Annotated in this window: 16 protein-coding genes; 11 read left to right on the forward strand and 5 right to left on the reverse strand. The window is 60.8% G+C overall.

All coding sequences use genetic code 11. From position 1 onward, the window contains the following. The first annotated feature begins 300 nt into the window (after positions 1 to 300). Entirely contained in the window at positions 301 to 624 is a 324-nt protein-coding gene (locus tag N008_RS19635; RefSeq protein ID WP_044017973.1) for a hypothetical protein, read from the forward strand. 237 nt (positions 625 to 861) lie between these two features. Here N008_RS19635 and N008_RS23390 read toward each other — a convergent pair whose 3' ends face one another. Next, positions 862 to 999, reverse strand: coding sequence for a hypothetical protein (locus tag N008_RS23390; protein WP_156109429.1), 138 nt, complete (start codon positions 997 to 999; stop codon positions 862 to 864). A gap of 648 nt (positions 1,000 to 1,647) precedes the next feature. Here N008_RS23390 and N008_RS19645 point away from each other — a divergent pair. The 3 genes from N008_RS19645 (at position 1,648) to N008_RS19655 (ending at position 3,990) form a co-directional block, all read left to right on the forward strand. Then, on the forward strand, positions 1,648 to 2,286 hold the full coding sequence (locus N008_RS19645; RefSeq protein ID WP_044017975.1) for a helix-turn-helix domain-containing protein: 639 nt from the start codon (positions 1,648 to 1,650) through the stop codon (positions 2,284 to 2,286). Positions 2,287 to 2,414: 128 nt separating this feature from the next. Beyond that, entirely contained in the window at positions 2,415 to 2,918 is a 504-nt protein-coding gene (locus N008_RS19650; protein ID WP_052381775.1) for a nuclear transport factor 2 family protein, read from the forward strand. 214 nt (positions 2,919 to 3,132) lie between these two features. Next, the gene (locus tag N008_RS19655) at positions 3,133 to 3,990 is read left to right on the forward strand and encodes a serine hydrolase domain-containing protein (RefSeq protein ID WP_081910903.1); all 858 of its coding nucleotides are present in this window, start codon (positions 3,133 to 3,135) and stop codon (positions 3,988 to 3,990) included. A gap of 182 nt (positions 3,991 to 4,172) precedes the next feature. Here the strand turns inward: N008_RS19655 and N008_RS19660 are convergent, their stop codons facing one another. Continuing rightward, positions 4,173 to 4,844, reverse strand: coding sequence for a nitroreductase family protein (locus N008_RS19660; RefSeq protein WP_044017976.1), 672 nt, complete (start codon positions 4,842 to 4,844; stop codon positions 4,173 to 4,175). A 133-nt stretch (positions 4,845 to 4,977) separates the two neighbouring features. Between N008_RS19660 and N008_RS19665 the strand changes: the two genes are divergently transcribed. Continuing rightward, complete coding sequence (locus N008_RS19665) at positions 4,978 to 5,343, forward strand: winged helix-turn-helix transcriptional regulator (protein WP_044017977.1); 366 nt, start codon at positions 4,978 to 4,980, stop codon at positions 5,341 to 5,343. Positions 5,344 to 5,611: 268 nt separating this feature from the next. On the opposite strand, the gene N008_RS21985 is transcribed toward N008_RS19665, so the two are convergent. Then, positions 5,612 to 5,866: a hypothetical protein gene (locus tag N008_RS21985; protein ID WP_052381777.1), complete on the reverse strand. Its 255-nt coding sequence runs from the start codon at positions 5,864 to 5,866 to the stop codon at positions 5,612 to 5,614. A 1,485-nt stretch (positions 5,867 to 7,351) separates the two neighbouring features. Further along, positions 7,352 to 7,828: a hypothetical protein gene (locus N008_RS19680; protein WP_044017980.1), complete on the reverse strand. Its 477-nt coding sequence runs from the start codon at positions 7,826 to 7,828 to the stop codon at positions 7,352 to 7,354. A gap of 2,231 nt (positions 7,829 to 10,059) precedes the next feature. On the opposite strand from N008_RS19680, the gene N008_RS19685 reads away from it, so the two are divergent. Both N008_RS19685 and N008_RS19690 read left to right on the forward strand, forming a co-directional pair. Then, positions 10,060 to 11,247, forward strand: coding sequence for a replication initiation protein (locus N008_RS19685; protein ID WP_081910904.1), 1,188 nt, complete (start codon positions 10,060 to 10,062; stop codon positions 11,245 to 11,247). Positions 11,248 to 11,457: 210 nt separating this feature from the next. Continuing rightward, positions 11,458 to 12,087, forward strand: a complete 630-nt coding sequence (locus N008_RS19690; RefSeq protein ID WP_044017982.1) for a hypothetical protein — start codon at positions 11,458 to 11,460, stop codon at positions 12,085 to 12,087. 69 nt (positions 12,088 to 12,156) lie between these two features. On the opposite strand, the gene N008_RS19695 is transcribed toward N008_RS19690, so the two are convergent. Continuing rightward, a complete protein-coding gene (locus N008_RS19695; protein ID WP_044017983.1) occupies positions 12,157 to 12,378 on the reverse strand; it encodes a hypothetical protein in 222 nt (73 codons plus the stop codon). Positions 12,379 to 12,816: 438 nt separating this feature from the next. On the opposite strand from N008_RS19695, the gene N008_RS19700 reads away from it, so the two are divergent. The 4 genes from N008_RS19700 (at position 12,817) to N008_RS23925 (ending at position 16,590) form a co-directional block, all read left to right on the forward strand. Beyond that, entirely contained in the window at positions 12,817 to 13,284 is a 468-nt protein-coding gene (locus tag N008_RS19700; RefSeq protein ID WP_044017984.1) for a LexA family protein, read from the forward strand. A gap of 112 nt (positions 13,285 to 13,396) precedes the next feature. Further along, positions 13,397 to 14,713 (forward strand): Y-family DNA polymerase, encoded by a 1,317-nt coding sequence (locus tag N008_RS19705; protein ID WP_044017985.1) that lies wholly within the window; start codon positions 13,397 to 13,399, stop codon positions 14,711 to 14,713. A 77-nt stretch (positions 14,714 to 14,790) separates the two neighbouring features. Beyond that, positions 14,791 to 15,039: a hypothetical protein gene (locus N008_RS19710; protein ID WP_044017986.1), complete on the forward strand. Its 249-nt coding sequence runs from the start codon at positions 14,791 to 14,793 to the stop codon at positions 15,037 to 15,039. Positions 15,040 to 15,276: 237 nt separating this feature from the next. Then, positions 15,277 to 16,590: a DNA/RNA non-specific endonuclease gene (locus tag N008_RS23925; protein WP_044017987.1), complete on the forward strand. Its 1,314-nt coding sequence runs from the start codon at positions 15,277 to 15,279 to the stop codon at positions 16,588 to 16,590. Positions 16,591 to 16,667 lie beyond the last annotated feature (77 nt).

Here is a 16,667-nt window from a genome sequence, read left to right on the forward strand (position 1 = left end):
ACCACGCTCCTTCTCGTTGCCCCCCCACTTAGGCCATGCTGGACCCCTGGCCGCCAGAGGCCCACAATTTTGAGTTGGCCTTCCTGCTCCGACGCCATCACCCCTACGCATCGTTCGCTAAGCAAGATGCTAGTACAAGGCCACTACCATAAGCTCTTCATAACAAGTGCCAAACCATTAAAGGGTCGCACGAGCCTGAGTTAAAGGCATACGTGGCGCACAAGCGTAGTATTCTGGGCCTGACCTGAACACCTTCACTCAGACTTGGAGAAAGGCCGGCCCGTAGCTATCTACTGCCCAATGCTGGTAGAGCATACCACCGACAAGGCAGTGCTGGCCAGCCTGCTCAACAACTACCGCCTGGTCGTGCATCCCCTGCCCCTGAGTTCAGCGCGTGACTACGTACTCACCTTCAAGTCTGGCAAGCAGTTTACCACCAGCCAGGTCGAGGACTACCAGTATTGGACAATTAGGTTGGCCAACGCCGCACATGACGCGCTGGCCGTCGAAATTCTACGCCTGCTATGCCTGCAGGCACTAATGCACTTGGCAGGGGGCCGCTACATGGCGTCCTTGGCTCGCCAATTCGTTGAGAAAGCACTTCTCTTCACCTATGACCAGTAATCTGTGTAAAATGTGCGGCGCATCGACGTAGCGCCGGTGCTCATTGCTGGCTTGCGCTCGTGGCGGAAACCAGTCACGGCAGGATGCCAAAAAATTCATCCGCCCATTGCCTGGATGGGTTAACTATCTGGAAAGATGGCCAGCAGCGCAGACAAGGCATTCATAGACAGGCTATTACCGAAAAGCCCTTGCTACTTGTTAGCAGCAAGGGCTTTTCAACATACGCTTGACCCGAGACTAGGGGTTCACGTGCTTGAGCTTGTTGCGACGACGCTCTTGCGCCTTCTTTACGCGGCGGTGGATGATCTCAAGAGCGGTTAGCGGCTGCTGAGCAGCGGCGGGAGTGTTTTCGGTTTTGGTGGTCTTCTTCGACATAAAAGAGAAAGTTATGGACTGCCCAAATATACCCTTCACCGGCAAATTGGGTTCTACACTGCTCTCAAAAAAATGCGCTGAGTCTGAAAAGTAGCGCTGCAAAATGCGTTGAATGCGCGCTACCTGAACGAGGTCACCAGTCAGGTGTCCAAGCCCCGCACCTTGTCGCGGCCTAGACGCAAAGCGGCTAACACCCACTCAAACGTACCGTCAGCCGATCAGCGTCGAAACCACTCGTAAACCGTTTGGTGTACGCCCTCGTGCGCTGGCTGGTCTTGCCGCATTCATGCACAGAATTCAGAGCAACGAGTTCCACAATACACGATCGGTTCGCCGCTACCTTACTATGCCCACGCTGGACAGGCCACACCAGCCTTCTGGCGGGATGCATTATTATTGGGAGCCATCTACCACATCCTGCCCGTGGCGCGGTCTTCTCCATCACCCTCCGTTTGCTATGCCATTTGCTTACCGCGAGCAGTACACTGGGCCTTCACTGAGCACCTGGGTTCGAAAGTTCTGGGTGCTGGATAACGCCCGGAACGATCAGCCGGTTCACAACAAGAACGTGCTGCCCAACAGCTGTTTTAACCTGGCGTACGTGACCGGGCAGGGACTGCTTATTCGCAACCGGCGGGGGAGCTGACCATGCCGGCCACCACGTACTTCTGCGGACAGGCCCGCGCCAGCGTCGACGTGGTTATTCAGCCGCGTACCCTCGTGACCATGGTGCAGCTGCATCCCTGGGCGCTGACCAGCCTGACGGAGCAGTCGCTGTCGGATTCGGCGGATGGAATCATCCCGTTGGCTGAATTTCTGCCGGAGCTGTCTCCCTTGCTGCTGCCCTCCTACCAGCTGGCATCGGGTCCGGCTGGAGAAGCGGCCGTGGTGGAGCATATCAGCTCGGTATTGCCCACTTTGGTCCGGCCAACGGCGCCTGCGCCGCTGCTGCAGCGGGCCTGTCAACGCCTGCAGCAGGTGCAGGGCTGCCTGGCAATAGCCGAGCTGGCCAAGGAACTGCAGTGCTCATCCCGCACCCTGGAAAAACACTTCCGGCAGGGACTGGGACTGACACCCAAAGAGTTTACGACGGTGCTGCGGGTGCGGGGTGTAGTGGATACCCTGCAGGCACCCGGTCCGCCCCTGCCGCTGGCGCAGGTGGCCCTGGCCCACGGCTTCTACGATCAGGCGCATTTCATCCACGCGTTTCGCCGCATGGTACAGCTTTCGCCCGGCAGGTTCAATGTGGAAGCCTACCTGCTGCCGCTCACGGGCACCGGCTATTGAGGATTCGCTTTTTTACAAGCCCCGTGGCTAGGCACGGCGGTAGGTTTGCGGCCACTCCTTTGCCGCCAGCCGGCTACCGGGCCCACCCGGCGGGAGTGAAAGCCACCCTCAATACACACACTTCCTGCATGCACCGATTTCTACTGACGGGTCTGCTGACCTGCACCAGCCTCTGGGTTAGCGGCCAGACTACCCGCCCGGCCCGGCCGACCAATTCGGCCCCGGCCGCCGTGACCAAACCCGCTCTGGCGGATAGCCTGCGGGCCCAGATTGCCCGGCTCGATGCCCAGGCATTTGCCGCCTTCAATGCCCACGACGCGGACCGGCTGATGTCGTTTTTCTCGCCCGATGTGGAATTTTACCACGACCTGGGAGGCCTGAGCAACTTTGCCCAGACCCGGCAGGGCTTCGCCGGTATGTTTGCGCGTACGCCCGACATCCGCCGGGAGCTGGTGGCAGGTAGCCTGGAGGTGTACCCTATCAAAGGCTACGGGGCTATTCAGGTGGGGGCACACCGTTTCTGCCACCAGGAAAACGGCCAGCCAGACTGCGGCGTGTTTCGGTTTATGATGGTTTGGCAGCAGCAGCCCACGGGCTGGAAAATCACCCGCGTGGTTAGCTATGGTCACTAAATCCCCCCTACGAAGCAAAGTCCTTGCAGCACTGCTGCTCACCTGTGGTGGGTGCCTGCTGAGTGCGCAGCCCGTAGCGGCCCAATCTGCCCGCAGCTTTCGGCTGCCCCCGCCAGACAGCCTGCACCGGTGGATGCAGGGTAGCCACGTATCCACGGTGGGAATCGGCCTTGTCAAGCGGGGCCGGGTGCGAACCGTGCGCGTGTAGGGCGAACTGGCCCCCGGTAAGCCGGCGCCCCGCGCGACGCTATTTCCCGTGGCGTCGCTGACCAAGCCCGTTGTGTCGCTGACGGTGCTGCAGCTGGTGCGGCAGGGCCAGTGGAACCTGGATGAGCCACTGGTGCACTACTGGACCGACCCGGATCTGGCCGCCGACCCACGACTGTCCCAACTTACCACGCGCCTGGTGCTCAGCCACCGGTCCGGCTTGCCGAACTGGCGCTACCAGCTGCCCGGAGGCAAACTGGCCTTCCTGCACGCGCCCGGCTCGGCTTACGGCTATTCCGGAGAAGGCTTCGAATACCTTCGCCGCGCCCTGGAGCGCAAATTCGGCTGCTCTTTGCAGCAGCTCTCCGACTCCGTGTTGCTGCGGCCGCTGCGGCTGCGGGATACCCGCTACAGCTGGGCCGATGACCGGCTGCTGGACTCCACCCGCCTGGCCGTCGGGCACGACGCGCGCGGGGCGGTGCTGCGCACCCCCAAGCCCGCGGCCCCCAACGCCGCCGATGGCCTGGTTACCACGGTGCAGGACTACACCCGGTTCGGCGCGTGGGTTATCCGGCAGACCAGCAAACCCGACAGCGTGTGGCAGGCGATGGTGGCCCCCCTCACTCCTACCGGGCAGCCCAATCAGGCCATGGGCTTAGGATGGGAAGTCCGCACCATCACCAGCCAGCCTGATCAGGGGTATCTGCTGTTGCACTCCGGCCGGGACGAGGGGCTGTTCACCCTGATTGTACTGCATCCGCGGACCCGCCGGGGCCTCGTGCTGTTCACCAACGCCGACCGGGGCGCCGAACTCATCATCAAGGTGCTGCGGGCTACCTTGAACCTGCCGGAGCTGGAATCCTGAACGGGTAGCCGGGTACAAGTATAGGTGCCGTGGTTGATCAGCCTCCGGGAGGCACCTCGCACTGCCTGTATCTGATCGGCGTTCTGCACTTTGCCACGCAAAAGTGCCCCGTAGTCGGCCGCTGCCCGCTGGATAAGCTAGGCATTGGACGATTACGGGGCACTTTCGTCAAGGGCAGGTGCCTACTGGGCGGCCTGCTCCTCAGCGCTCGTCAGATCAGCCAGCGTCAGCTCTTGGGCGAATTCCTCCATCGGGGTGCGCACCTTCTTCATGTTCACCAACCAGTCTTCCGACTCCTGCCGGTAGCCAAGCGGCAGCAGCACCGCACTGCGGTAGCCACTGCCTTTCAGCTGCAGCAGGGTATCCAACTGCTCGGCGTTGAAGCCTTCAATGGGCGTAGCGTCCACGCGCTGTTCCGCCGCCGCCGCAATGGCCATGGCAAAGGCAATGTAGCTCTGCTTGGCCGCGTGCTGCGCGTGCCACTCCTGGCCCAGGGGCTCGTACATGGACCACAGATTCTGCTTGTAGTCGGCCATGGTCTGGTGCGGCAGGCCGCGCTGATCCATGGTGTAGTTGAAGACGCGCGTGATGCGCTCCTCGCTGTAGCCATCCCAGGCCACAAACACCAGCAGGTGCGAGCAGTCCGTCACCTGGCTCTGGTTGAAAGACACCTCCCGGATCTTGGCCAGCAGCGCCGGGTCCGAGATAACCAGGATTTTGTAGGGCTGCAGTCCCGACGAGGACGGGGCCAGGCGCGCCGCTTCCAGGATATAATTCAGCTTATCGGCGGGGATACGCTCGCCGTTCATTTTTTTGGTGGCGTAGCGCCACGTCAGGTCTTCGAGTAATGACATGTTGAAAGGTGTTTTTCCTGGAATAGATCCGGGGCAAAGGTAAATGCTCTTGCTGACAAGCCGTACCTTTGGGACAAAAGGTAACCGGGACATCCGCGGCCCTCTGGTGACAACCAGGTAACTACTCCTTCCCATGCAGCAAGACCCGGCCGATCATTGCTTCACGGGCGCCTGTGCCCATCGCATGCGCGCCATCGACGATACGCTCGATATCCTGAGCGGCAAGTGGAAGCTCGCCATCATTGCCCGCCTCTGCCACCAGCCGATGCGCTACTCGGCTCTGCTGCGCGAGGTGACGGGCATCTCCGGCAAAGTACTGAGCCGGGAGCTGCAGGACCTGGAAACCAACGGGCTCATTGTGCGGCACGTGGCCACGAGCAAACCCCTGACGGTTACCTACAGCCTTTCCGAAACCGGCCGCTCGCTGACCGCCCTAACCGACAGCCTGGCGGAATGGGGCCTGGCCCACCGCGCCCGCATGATGCAGGCAGGCAACTAAACCTGCGCGCAGTTTGATCGAAGCCGCCGGCATTCGCCCGTGCACACCCCTTGATGCGCGACTCTCAATGATCAGATAGCTGCCACTGTATCAAGGAAGCTCCGTGCTCCTTCAGCTCAAGCAGGCTGCGCCGCTATACCGTTAGAATAACGGTACGCTCGTTGATGCTGACGTTTAGGCTGTGTCTGAAAAGGCGTGTTGCGTATCTTATGGTATGGCAGCACGGTATGAGTTAACGGATGCTTGATGAGCCGCGGTGGAAAGCGACTTACCCCCACAACGTCTGGGGCGTTCCCGGCGCGATGACCGCCAGCAAAACAACTTGTAGAGCAATGTCGTGGACGGCGGCCGCGTATTCGGCTTCCTCGCCCGTGTAGCCCTGGTCGGCACAGGCCACTTCGACGCGCTGACCCGTGACCTGCTGCACCCACTCACACAGCGTGGCGACTTGCCCGCGGTCCGGTTCACTGGCTGGCGTGACGATGGCAGCCAGGCAAGTGGCCCAGCGTATCCACGGCCACATGCACCTTGCTACCCTTGCGCCGTTTGGCCCCAACGTAGCCCGCATGGGCTCCGCTCTCGGGCGTGCTTTGCAGCGTACGCGAGTCCAGAATCACGGCCGTAGGTTCGGCTTGGCGACTGGCCAACAGACACGCCAGTTCGCGTAAATTAGCCAGCAGATGCTCAAAACAGCGGTTGCCCAAGCCAGCGCGCCCACTGCTGATACATGGCCGGCCAAGGCGGCAAATCGTGCGGGCGGTAGCGCTAGCCGCAGCCGGATTTGATCAGGCAGCGGACCGCGTTGAACAAGTCCCGCAACGAATGCTGCCGCTGCGGCGCCACAAACGCTCATTCTGCATCCGTTACATCACTGGGGTAACCAACTTGCCGGGCCATACTCCCAATTTAACGTATCAGTCCATAACAGGCTCTAGACAAAGCAAAGCAGTCACAGCCGTCGTGGGGGCATTGAAAAAACACGTGTAACTGCGCGTCTGGAGAGCATAGATTCTGTGTAGCGAACTCATGCCCGACCAGGGGATTGATAACAGACGGGCTACCGCCTTCCTCCTGTGTCAACCAAGGATAATTGAAACTGGAGTGTTAACTTCATCTGCCTCTCTCATGCCTACCTGTATCAGGCAATAAGCGCTTGGCTGCTAGTAGTTGCGGCACTGTACGCTGGCATGATTGAGACTTCTTTTGCAGCTTCTTATCACCTGAATTCATTTCCTCATGAGCAAGCAACGACATAGTGAAGACGATGAGCCAGAAGATGCAGGTCTTATTCAATCTGAGCCACTTACGGAAGAAGGTCTGCGGGAAATATCCCGGTTTATCGCAGAAAGCAAAAAACGCTGGTCGAGCCAGATGGGACAGCATCCGTACCCACCGGGACAAGATCAGCCACCTCAAGAGGGAAACCTATAATAACAGGTTCTTTTAGTACTCTCTTAAGGTTATTCAGCATATATACTGACTGAAACAGCGGTACATGAACGACTTGCTGAACCAGCATACCCACTTCAGTCCTACATGCTGATTGGAGCTGGCCATCTCAGCAATCCTGATTTGGGATTAGGTTCGGCTTCCTGAAGCTTGGAGTCTGGGGGGCCGAGCATAATCAGGGAATTCATAGCTAGGAACTTCAATACAAGTGCCAATGCTCCACTTCAGCAAGGATAGTATGGTACTCGGGGCTGAGCGGGCGGGCATGCATGCTACAGTAGGCTTGCAAGCCCTTAGTGTGGTGGTTTCGTGTGGCTTACTGAGGGCAATGCAGTACATATTGCCATAGCGAACGCGGTAGTAGCGGATGGTATTCATGTACTAAGATGTTTCGGCTTCCCGATGCCCAGCCTATCAGTGATGCGGCGAGTGGCCTGCTGATGGTCGCAGTTAATCTGCTCTTGACCGGCTTTAGGGAGCTAGCGGTTAGGCTGGAAATGGTGCTTGACGGCCGGTGCACCTCCTAGTGATAGTAAGTGATCTGCTTGGAGACGAGCAGCTACTGCGGCTCGGCGGGTATCTGCTCAGTATCATACGGGATATCAGTACCAGTTCCCGGATTCGCCAGCGAAGCCCTGATGAGTTGCTCCACCCGTGCCAGCTTAGTCCGCTCCCTGGCCTGGGGGTGCTCAAGCACCTGCAGCATTGCGCGCAGCTGTTTGCGCAGACGATACGCTTTCTGCTGGTGCTCTTTCGGTAGCTGGCGGGCCGAGGCTAACTGCTCGGCGAGCTGACGGTTTGCCGCTCGCTGCTGCTGCAGCTGGCTGCTGAGACTTTCCATTTCATCCTGCAGCTGGTTGCGTTCCCGCCGCAGCGAATCGGTCTGGCTGACCTGGGGCGTCTGGTGATAGAACTCGTTAGCCAGGGCCAGGGCCTGCAGGCCCGTCTCCAGGGGAATGCCTGCAGCGTCCAGCGCCAGTTGGGCTTGTCGCAGGTGCGGAGGCATGCCGAAGGGACCGGAACTCATCTGATTCATATAATGGATCGAAAACAGCAGGACACTGAACGCCGGGCAGGCTCCCGGCACCTGCGGGCCCTGGTGCTGCCACCTGGTCCGTTACGGTAGCCAAATGCCGCGTGCCGGCGCCTAGTAGTGCTACGCAAACTCAGACACTTGTGCTGCGGGGCGGCTTCCTTGCTGCTGATTTCGGCTGGCAAGTACCGAGTGCTGAGCATCGACACAAGACCACTGAAGTACTGGGTAGCGGATCTGACCACTCAATATGCAGGAGGCGGATCACCTTTTGGTATCACATGCCGGTCGCCTACTGGTAGCCCTTGCCGCCGAGCCAGCGCCTGGACAGGGCCACAATTTCAGTGAGCGGAATGCGCATCTCCAGTAACTCGCTTTTGCTAAGTGCCATGCATGCAAGCATGGTCATGAACAGGCGCGTTTCCACCATAGACAAATCAAAGCGTGCGTTTAACAGCGCGCTGTGATGCACAATGAGCTTGCTGACAGGCTTTTCGAGTGCGGGAATCAGATAAGGTGACTTGCACAACGAATTTCCGCGTGGTTTCTGTAATAGATGAGGCGTTCTACCAGCTAAAAATCAAATAGTCAGCTACCCTGGAAACATATAAAGCAGGGAAACAATCAGGTTTGAACAGGTCGTATCTTTCAAGAAAAGGCTGTTAAAGAAGGGCCGCCGCTGTCGTGGTTTTTGTAATAGATGGATGACGCCGAATAATCAGTCAGACCTTCTAGCCCACTTCAAATATCACGACTTAGAAGCCTTTATATCATCTAGTTATTTCAATTGAAATACATTGAAAATGATGTCTTGCACTGGTGCTTCACGATCTATCGTATGCCGGACACCTATTACCAGAACCACGCAGACTCCTTCCGGCCCGCCCCCATAATGAGCGGGCATCTATTACCAAAACCACGCAGAGGCACTGCTTCGCGTTTACCCAAGCAGGTGTAGGTGGCTGAGTGCTCATCGGAAGCAAAATCTTCTACGGACTAAGCGGAAGATCCTGATTCCTGTCGTGGTTTTTGTAATAGATGAGACTGTCCCTCCCCGGTTAGTGGCGCTGAACGCATTCCCGCTGGTAAGCCACTACGCAGGCTTTATTCCTGACGCCCACCCCCTTGCCAAACCCTGCTTCCAGTACGAATTGAATGGTACTCAACTCAGATTCCCGCCTGAAAGGTTGCGCCTGCCATCAGCTCAGGACAAACCAGAATGGATTGCGCATCACGCGCGCTTTCAACGCGTCGAGCAAGACCCCGTCCTGACGCGAGTCGAACTTGCGGGCTCAGCGGCGGCAGTGGCCCGAAGATCGGCCTGGAACACGGCCAGCAACAATTCGAGCTGGCCGGGCCCCCACCTCTGTGTCATTGCCAAGAGCCGGTACTCGCCCCACGCCAAGTGCACGCCTAGGTTGCTGTCGCCGGCGAAGCCAAGCTTGCGGGGGCGTGCGCAGCGGCCGGATTTCAGGAAACATATTGGCCAGCGGCTGCGGGCTCTGGGTGGACAAAACGTTGTTAACAACGATAATTTGAGGTGTTCTGGCTGATCCGGATACAACTGGGAGGGTGTTTTTCACCCTGTGCCCGGATTGCGCAAACGCCCCGCGCTATACTGTTTACCGGGTTGCCAGACGGAAGCAAAACGTGACTTCCCACCCCTTTTCTGTAGTTATATAACCCCTTTTTTGTAGTTGTATAGATACAGCTCCCGGCGCTCCGGGAATTACCCACAACTCATTAACATAAAGAACTTTACAGTATATTACTACAAAAAGAGGGTCTGCCCTGCGGCATCTCCCTGCCGTTTACGGCTCTTACATCCCGCAAATCAGCTGATCCGGATGGCTGCGGAACATATGACTACAAAAAAGGGGTCAGCCCTAACCCCTCGTTTCCAGCTTAACGGCTACTGGGAGGCTGCTACTGCATGATCTTTTGAAAACTCACTTTCAAAAAGACTACTCAAGAAACTAGTAGTTTTCTTCATTTAAGAAGTTTACTAGTTTACGGGTGCCATAAGACACTGACATTCAAAATTATACAGAGGCATAATGCTACAAAAAAGGGGTCATACAACTACAAAAAAGGGGTGAGTTGCTACAAAAAAGGGGTCATATGACTACAAAAAAGGGCCCGCCAGCCCATGATATGACTACAAAAAAGGGGTTAAACAGCTACATTTTTTTAGACATGTAGCATAATAGGGTCCGGCTGCGTATTTTAGGTCTATGAAACAGCCTGACTCGATGAACGCAGCCCGCCCGGTACACCCGCTGATTGTGCAGCACAACGCACTGATCAATGCCCGGTTCGTGCTCAATACCACGGAGTCACGGCTGTTTCTGGCGCTGCTCAGCCGCATCGGCCGGGATGACACGCAGTTTCAGGTGTGCCGGATCCCGGTGCGCGAGCTCATGGCCCACAGCACGAGCAACTCTACCTACGAGCTGGTTCGCAAAACACTCCGGCACTTTGCTTCCCGCACCTTGCTGATCGAGAAGCTGGATGCCACCGCTCGCCGCCAGACCCAGCCCGACTTCTCCATTCTGCCGCTGCTGGCATTTGCCGAGTACAAGCATCAGGAAGGCGTGGTTGAGGCGCGCTTCAACGATCTGCTGATGCCCTACCTGCTGCAGCTCCGCGAAAACTTCACCAAAGCCCAGCTCACGGAGCTGCTGAAGCTTAAAAGCAGCAATGCCTACCGGGTCTACCTGCTGCTGCGCGAATATGCCGCCTTCGGCAAACGCGTGATGGCGGTGGCGGAGTTGAAAACCATCCTGGGGGTGGAAGAGGAATACGACCGGTTCACCAACTTCAGAGCCCGCATCCTGGACCCGGCGCAAAGCGAACTGGCCCAGACCGATATGGCCTTCACGTATGTGCTGGAAAAGCAGGGCCGTACAATCACGCATATCTGCTTTCTGTTTAAGCCTACCGGCGCCGCGCTGGTGCCGGCACCGGCACCGGAAACCAGCTGGGAAGCTACGCTGCTGGAAGCGGGCGTTGCCGCCAAAAGCCTAGCCGGCATCAAAACACAGCTGGAAAACGGCTACTACGACGAAGGCTACATCTATTTTGTGGTCGCGCATGTTCGCCGCCAGGCGGCAGCCGGGAAGGTGAAGAAGCTGGCAGGAGCAGTGTACAAGGCTTTGCTGGAAGGCTACCTGCTGGAAGACTACCGACGACAGCTGCGCCACGGCGAGGCGGGAGAGCCGGGGCGAAACCCTGCCAAACCGGTCGTCGCGCAGCAGGAGCGGCACACGCTTGACGACGTGCACGCTATGTACGAAACCATGCGCCAGCGCAGGCTCATTCCCGATGAGAGCTTCGAGCAGAACCTGGCCCGGGTATGGCTCTCCGCCGGCTTTCGCCAGGAAACGGACGCGCAGGGCATCCAATGGCTGATCAAACCCTGAGCTAGCCGCAGACGCACCATACCGCTATCAAGGGCAATGCGTTCCTACGCGTGGCAGCAGCACCAAACCGGCCGTTGAGGCCGGCACCACTGTTTTCGACGAAGGCGCGAGCTGGCCTGCCACGAGGGGTGTTACCGAATCTACCGTGACAGCTGGAAAACGCTTGATCTGCCTTTTCCGACGCGCGCCGAAACGCCATAGCTTTCAGCCATGATGACGCAATTTGCGCAGTTCTACCCCTCGGGCCTGATCCGCTACACTCAGACCACCTACCTGGAGCTTGTCACCGATACCGAAGTCCACCGCATCGATATCGTGGGCAAGCTCAGCGCCCGGCTGCAGCGCGGCACCCACGGCCCCGTCTCCTTCCACCACGACCACCCGCTGCTCAATGGCGTCAACCGGCCCCAGACCTACCTCATGGCCCGGGCTACCAGCCATTACGTCCCCGACGCGCCGGCCCTGCTGGCGGCCATTCGCCAGGAGCTACGCAAGCAGGCCGGCGCGTGGTACAGCTTCGCGCCCGCCACCTGGGCCATGTGGTGGCACCGGTTGGCGGCAAACAACGTGCGCCCCGACCTCACTCGCACCGGGGGCATTATCCTGGAAAGCGTACCCGTTCCTGTAGCTCAGGCAGTGGCCGCCATCTGCGCTGAGCATGGGGTGGAAACCTACTGGCAAACCGCCGGGGAACACTACGTTTCCCCAACCACCACGCCGCAGTACCAGCTGTTGCTCATCGGCCGAAGCTACGTTATTGCCCGCACGTTTTTCGTCAGCACGCTGCTGGGAAACCCAATGGCAAGGACTGCGCCCTGCTTTCCTGGAAGGCCCGGCTAATCCCCACACTTTCAGCACGTCGAGCCTGCGTGGACGAGCGGCCGCCGCCCAGACCGGTGCCGTTGGCCATCAGCTAGTTGTTGCGGTTCCAGCCCTGCACCCCGCTTCTGTAAAACAGCGGCTGGCCGTGCTCTCGGCCAGCTGCATGGCGCTGCCGATGATGAGCTTGGTGCCGCCGCCGAGGTTGAAGCGCAGGGCGGCGTAGTTGCCGATATACCACATGTCGTAGGCGCGCTGGGCGCGGGCGGACAGGCCCACCGCCAGCAGCAGACTCAGTAACAGCTTATGCATACACCCCGACGGAAATAACGATAGGCTGGCCCCGGCCCAGTGGGCTCGCGGACGCAAACCTATAGCTATTTTCGGGCAGCTTCCACCGCCATCCTCCCGGCCGAGGCGGGCTGGAAGGCAGGGGATGAAGCACAATAAAACTTGTTTAAAGCAAATATTTGCCTTTTATTATACCATTTGCATGCATCACACGGTGATGTGATGCCAGCTCCTGCTGGCGGACTCGCCGCCCCTACCCGCATTCTTGCCAGCTATTTTAGCTGGGTAACGCACGCCGTCATGCCGGCCCACGTAAGGGCATAGGTGGGTAAAAACAGGTTTTTAATCCGATGTTACCAAGTAACACCCGGGCTTATGACCGGACGCCAAGCCGGCTTATCAAACAATTTACTAATTATATTAGTATACTTGCCGTGTTCGCGCTATATTCCGCTCCGTATGACCACCATCGAACTCTTTGACGTCGGCGAGCCGACTACCACGCTGTGGCTGCCCGTGTTTGCCTCCCTGGTGCCCGCCGGCTTCCCCTCACCGGCCTCCGACGAGCTGGAAGAGCTCTTTGACCTGAACCGCATCCTGTTCCGCCACCCCGAGGCCACGTACCTGATCCGGGTGTCGGGCGAGAGCATGCAAGGAGCGGAAATCCACGCCGGCGACCTGCTGGCCGTCGACAAGCACCTCGAAGCCGACCACAACCACATCGTGGTGGCCGTGGTGGAGGGCGAGTGCACCGTCAAGCGCCTGGTGCGGCGCGGCACCAGCTGGTGGCTGCAGGCCGAAAACCCGGCCTACGCCGACTACGAAATCACCGAGCCCGACAACCTGCGCATCTGGGGCGTGGTCACCCACGTCGTGCACGAGCTCATCCCCGGCAAGCTCACCGCCCTGCTCCGCAGCCGCGACTGAATACCCTCATACAGCACGTCCTGCCTGATCTGGCGTCCGCCTGTTGGAGCATCTCTACTGCTTCGTTGCGCCTAAGCACCAAGCACTAACAACTATCCACTACCAACTACCCATGTACGGCCTTGTCGACGGCAACAACTTCTACGTCAGCTGCGAGCGGGTCTTCCAGCCCCGCCTCGACGGCCGCCCCGTGGTGGTCTTATCAAACAACGACGGCAACGTGGTAAGCCGCTCGGCTGAGGCCAAGCAGCTGGGCATTGCCATGGGCGCCCCGTTCTTCGAGGTGCGCGAGCTGCTGCGCCGTTACCAGGGCCAGGCCCTGAGCTCCAACTACGCCCTCTATGGCGACATGAGCCGCCGCGTCATGGCCCGCCTCGCCGACCAGGTGCCGGCCGTGGAGGTCTACAGCATCGACGAAGCCTTCCTGGACCTGCACGGCCTTACAGCCTTCTGCGGCACGCTCGACGCCCGCGCCCAGCGCCTGCGCCAGGACGTGCTGCGCTGCACCGGCATTCCCACCTGCGTGGGCATGGGCCCCACCAAGACCCTGGCCAAGGTCGCCAACCGCCTGGCCAAGAAGTACCCCGAGCTGCAGGGCGTCCTGCGCCTCGACACCGAGAGCCGCCGCGAGCGGGCGTTGCGGGCCCTGCCCGTGGAGGACGTCTGGGGCATCGGGCGCCAGTACGCCGGCAAGCTGCACGCCCACGGCCTGCGCACGGCCTGGGACCTGAGCCAGGTGTCCGAGGCCTGGGCCCGCGGGCAGCTGGGCGGGGTGGTGGGCTGGCGGCTGGTGCAGGAGCTGCGCGGCCAGTCCTGCCAGGACCTGAACCCATCGGAGGACGGCACGCTGGCCCGCCAGAGCCTGAGCTGCTCCCGCAGCTTCGGCCAGCGCCTCACTGCCTTCGACGACCTGTGGGGCGCGGTGAGCACCTACCTGAGCCGCGCCGCCGAGAAGCTGCGCGCCCAGGGTGATCAGGCCCACATCCTCACCGTGTACCTCAGTCAGGACCGCTACGACAGCCGCGTGCCGCCGCCCTACACCCGCTCGGCCACGCTCACGCTGCCCGGCAGCCCCACCTCCGACACGCTCCAGCTGCTGGCATACGGCCGCCGCCTGCTGGAGCGGGTCTACGAGCCCGGCCGCCTCTATGTGAAGGCCGGGGTGGTACTCGACGGCCTGGAGCCCCCCGGCCGCGGCCGGCAGCTCGACCTGTTCGCGCCCGCTGCCGCCGCTCTGGCCCCCGACGCGGGCCGCGCGCAGCAGCTTATGCGCACCCTGGACGCCCTGAACCGGCAGTTCGGCCGCGGCACGGTGCGGCCGGCGGCCACCATCACGCCCGCCGGCCAGCCCGCGCCCTGGCAGGGAAATGCCCGGCACCGCAGCCCGGCTTACACCACCCGGTTTGAGGACATGCTGGTGGTGGGCTGAGCCACGCCGGGCAAGGGGGTTATCATGGCGGCAGTATATTTCAGCTGCAAAACCCTTTCTTACCTATTTCCCCCTTTATGTTCAAAGCGTTACTCCTGGCCGGCTCCCTGTTCCTGACCAGCGCGTCCCTGCCCGCCCGGCTTTCCGCTCCGACCACCCACCGCACCACCACTGCAGCGGTCTACGTGTGCATGAGCAAGGGCTCCGTGGCGTACCATTCCACCAACGAGTGCGCCGGCCTGAACCGGTGCAACCACGAGGTGCAGAGCATGTCCACCACCGCGGCGGAGGAGCTCGGCAAGCGCGCCTGTCTGAAGTGCTTTTAACCGGTCCTGCGGCGGCATAGCCTCTCCTACCACGCTGCCCGGCAGCTGCAACGGCTACCCATTGGGTAGCCGTTTGCTTTTCCGGTGGCAAGGCCGGGCGGCTCCCGGCTATGTGTCCTTTCTGTTACGAATGCGGTGGCAGTGCCGGCAGTGCCAGGCGGCAGGGGTAGCTTTGTAGGATTTTTCGTGCCCACCCCGCCCGCTTTCCCTGCACACCTACTTTTACTTTTTCGTTTAATGCCCGTTCACTTAACTGGCCGGCGCCCCCGCACGGGGCTGCTGCTGACCCTGCTGTGCCTGCTGGCCCCCGCCGCCTGGGCCCAGACCACCACGGAGTCCTTTGACTCCGGCACCAAGCCCACCTACCCGGCCGCGCCCGTGCCCCTTGCCACCGGCTCCTGGATCTTTGACGACGCCCTGCTCGGCACCGACGCCCAGGACCACCGCGCCGGCGCCCAGGCTGCCCGCCTGCAGCAGGCCGGCACGCTGACCATGGACTTCTTCCTGCCCGATGGCGCCAGCACCGTCAGCGTGCAGCACGCCGCCTACGGCACCGACGCCACCAGCGCCTTCGAGCTCTGGTACCAGACCCAGGGCTGCGACACCTGGGTGCGGGCCGGACAGCCGGTGGTGGCCACCACCTACAGCCTGCAGACGGCCTCCTTCCCGGTCAACGTGCCCGGCGGCCTGCGCTTCCAGCTGCGCAAGGTCACCGGCGGCAGCGCCCGCCTCAACCTCGACAACTTCACCGTCACGGCATTCACCACCACGGCCCCGCCGCCCCCGGTGGCCGGCGACAACCAGCACCTGACCATGGGCAACCCCAGCGGGGCCGTGGCCGACCTGGGCATGCCCACCAACTACCTGCTGGAAAAGACGCAGTACGCGCTGTCCTACCACCGCGACCGGGGCACGCCTAACTGGGTGAGCTGGTACCTGGCCCCCGTGTGGATCGGCTCGGCCTCCCGCCAGAACGACTTCCGTGCCGACCCCACGCTGCCCGCCGGCTGGTACCAAGTGGGCAGCGGCAGCTACTCGGGCTCGGGCTTCGACCGGGGCCACAACTGCCCCTCGGCCGACCGCACCAGCACCGTGGCCGACAACTCGGCCACGTTCCTGATGACCAACATGATTCCCCAGGCCCCCAACAACAACCAGCAGAGCTGGGCCGACCTGGAGAACTACGGCCGCACGCTGGTGGATGCCGGCAACGAGCTCTACATCATCATGGGCGCCTACGGCAAGGGCGGCACCGGCTCGGCCGGCTACGCCGAAACCCTCGACCAGGGCCGCGTGCAGGTACCCCGCCGCGTGTGGAAGGTCATCGTGGTGCTGCCCCGTGGCACCAACGACGTGAGCCGCGTCTCGGCCGCCACCCGCATTATCGCCATCGACACGCCCAACGACAACGGCATGGTCCGGGGCTGGGGCCAGTACCGCACCAGCGTCGACGCCATTGAGGCCGCCACCGGCCTCGACCTGCTCTCGGCCCTGCCCACCAGCGTGCAGCAGGTGGTGGAGGCCCAGGTCGACAGCGGCCCCACCAACTAGGCGGCTGCGGCCCGGCCCCCGGCTCACTTGCCCGGGGCGCATTTCGGTTTTTCCCCTTTCCCTGACTTTCCCTGCCT

Origin of the sequence: Hymenobacter sp. APR13 (assembly GCF_000737515.1) — a bacterium.
Lineage (GTDB): Bacteria > Bacteroidota > Bacteroidia > Cytophagales > Hymenobacteraceae > Hymenobacter.